Origin of the sequence: Micromonospora sp. WMMD737 (assembly GCF_049179055.1) — a bacterium.
In the GTDB taxonomy this organism is placed as follows: Bacteria; Actinomycetota; Actinomycetes; order Mycobacteriales; family Micromonosporaceae; genus Micromonospora; species Micromonospora reichwaldensis.
Genome location: NZ_JBMHMH010000047.1, coordinates 1 through 2,703 on the forward strand (window position 1 = coordinate 1; position 2,703 = coordinate 2,703).

3 protein-coding genes are annotated in these 2,703 nt (G+C 72.2%); 2 read left to right on the forward strand and 1 reads right to left on the reverse strand.

Going from position 1 to position 2,703, the window contains the following annotated elements:
• The coding region (locus tag ACN27A_RS34430; protein ID WP_421459199.1) for an arabinosyltransferase domain-containing protein at positions 1-922 on the reverse strand (922 nt) is incomplete at its 3' end.
• Between the two features lie 289 nt (positions 923-1,211).
• Between ACN27A_RS34430 and ACN27A_RS34435 the strand changes: the two genes are divergently transcribed.
• The gene (locus tag ACN27A_RS34435; RefSeq protein WP_421459201.1) at positions 1,212-1,988 is read left to right on the forward strand and encodes an S-methyl-5'-thioadenosine phosphorylase; all 777 of its coding nucleotides are present in this window, start codon (positions 1,212-1,214) and stop codon (positions 1,986-1,988) included.
• Positions 1,985-2,703: NAD-dependent epimerase/dehydratase family protein (locus tag ACN27A_RS34440; protein WP_421459203.1), on the forward strand; the 719-nt coding region annotated here is incomplete at its 3' end. The genes ACN27A_RS34435 and ACN27A_RS34440, both read left to right, overlap by 4 nt.

Genomic DNA, 2,703 nt, shown 5'->3' on the forward strand with positions numbered 1-2,703 from the left:
CGTAGCTTTCCGGGCGCACGCCCAGGTTGAACGGCAGCCACGCGGCCAGCAGCAGCACTGCGGCCACGGCACGCACCCAGCCGAGCCGCGCGCAGGCCGGGATCGCCGCGCCCAGGATGCCGCGGCTGAGCACCAGCCAGGTCGCCACCCCGAGCAGCGTGCTCGGCAACCGCAGCCACAACGGTGCCAGACTGACCTCGGTGAGTGGAGCCAGCAGCTGCTGGCTCAGCGCGAACGGCACCTCCGGCGCGTTCCACCACCGGTAGTAGTTGCCCGCCTCACCGGTGACGGCCAGGTTGCGGGCGATGGTGGCCGCCCAGCCGTCGTCGACGGCCAGCGGACCGATCACCGCCCAGCCGGCCAGGATCGCCACCACGGCGGCGTCGATCCACCACAGCCGGCCCGGCCGGGGCGACCGCGGCCGGCGCCGCCGCCAGCCAAGCAGCCACAGCGCGACGACGACCGCGCCGACCTGCACGGCGAGCAGCGCCAGCTTGAGTGCGGTGGGGCTGGTCGCGAACGGGGTGACGACCCGGATCGTCACCGTCATGCCGGCCGGGTCGGGCAGGTCGGTGCGGAAGCCGAACACCTTCGGTACCGGCCCCTCGGCCCGGGTGGTGAGGCCGTCGCCGCCGGTGATCGTCCACCCCGCCGCACCGGCGTGCAGCACCGCCACGCACCCGGCGGCAGGTCCGCCCGCAACGGGTTCCCGCACCCCGTCGGCGCGCAGCACGGCCCCCTCGGGGCCGCCGGTGACGGTCAGACCGTCACCGGCCGGCCCGGTGGCCAGCACCGTCGTGTTCTCCGCCGCCACCAGCGCCGAACACGGTATCCGCGCGGTCAGCTCCGCGGGCCGGTACGGGACCACCAGCGCGGTGGTCGACCGGGCGGGCTCGCCGGCCGCGGGCCAGCTCAGCGTCACCGTGTCGGTGTGGACCGGGGCCAGGGGCACCAGCAGCGCGGCGATCAGGCCGCACGCGCCGACGAGCAGCGCGATCCAGACGGGCGGACGGCGGCGCAGGACAGACCTTTCGGTATACGACCGGGCATACGGGGGGCGCGTGCAGCCTCTCAGCGATCGCCGGGTCGACGCACCCGGTTGCCGGGGTTGGTCACAACACTGTCATGCGCGGCCCGCCACGGAACCGTTCTGCGCGGCCCGCCGCGGAACCGTCCTGCGCGGCCCGGGAGCGATGAACCACAATGGTCGGATGCTGGGAGTCATCGGTGGTAGCGGTTTTTACACGTTCTTCGGTTCCGACGCCCGCGCGTTCAGCCTCGACACCCCCTACGGGCCGCCGAGCGCGCCGATCACCGTCGGCTCGGTCGGTGACCACGAGGTGGCCTTCCTGCCCAGGCATGGCGCCAGCCACGAATTCTCCCCGCACACCGTGCCCTACCGGGCCAACATGTGGGCGTTGCGCGAGTTGGGCGTGCGGCGCATCCTCGCGCCGTGCGCGGTCGGCAGCCTGACCCCCGACCTCGGCCCGGGCGCGATCGTGGTGCCCGATCAGCTCGTCGACCGCACCAGTGGCCGCGCCGCAACCTACTTCGATTCCGGCGGCGTCCACGTCAGCTTCGCCGACCCGTACTGCCCGGCGCTGCGCGCCGTGATCGCTGAAATGCCCGGCGTCGTCGACGGCGGCACGATGGTCGTCATCGAAGGCCCGCGGTTCTCGACTCGCGCCGAGAGTCGCTGGTTCGCCGAACAGGGGTTCACGCTGGTCAACATGACCGGATATCCGGAATCGGTGCTGGCTCTCGAACTCGAGATGAGTTATGCGGCTATCGCATTGGTGACCGATCTGGACGCCGGCATTGAGGCCGGTGCCGGGGTGCGGGCCGTCGATGTGTTTGCGGAGTTCGAGCGCAACCTCGTAAAGTTGAAGCAGCTCGTGCGCGACGTCATCGACCGGCTCGGGCCCGAGGACACCTTTCCCATGCGGCGGCCACACGAGGGCGTCGAGCTACCGTTCGAGTTGCCGTGAAGGTCCTGTTGACCGGCGCAGCCGGGTTCATCGGAACCCGGATCAGCGCACAACTGTCCGCCGCCGGGCACGAGGTCATCGGCGTCGACGCGATGCTGGCCGCCGCGCACGGTTCCGGCGCCGTTGCGCCGGCCGGGGTTCGGCTGCTCGACCTGCGCGACGCCGCGGCCGTGGCCGGGGCGCTCGACGGTGTCGACGTCGTCTGCCATCAGGCCGCCGTCGTGGGGGCGGGCGTCAACGCCGCCGACGCGCCGTCCTACGGCTCGCACAACGACTACGCGACCACGGTGCTGCTGGCCGAGATGTACGCCGCCGGTTGCACACGCCTGGTGCTGGCGTCGTCGATGGTGGTCTACGGGCAGGGCCGCTACGTGTGTCCCCGCCGCGGGGACGTCGACCCGCTGCCGCGCAGCCGCGCCGACCTCGACGCCGGGCTGTTCGACCACCGCAATCCGTTCGACGGCGAGCCGGTCGACTGGGCGCTGGTCGACGAGGACGCTCCGCTGCGGCCGCGCAGCCTGTATGCGGCCAGCAAGGTCGCCCAGGAGCACTATGCGCTGGCCTGGGCGGAGTCGACCGGTGGCTCGGTGGTGGCGCTGCGCTATCACAACGTCTACGGGCCGGGAATGCCGCGCGACACCCCGTACTCAGGGGTCGCCGCGATCTTCCGGTCGTCACTGGAAAAGGGTGAGGCACCCAGGGTCTTCGAGGACGG

Coding starts and splice junctions, on each gene's coding strand:
- ACN27A_RS34435 (WP_421459201.1), top strand. CDS start 1,212: ATGCTGGGAGTCATCGGTGGTAGCGGTTTTTACACGTTCTTCGGTTCC.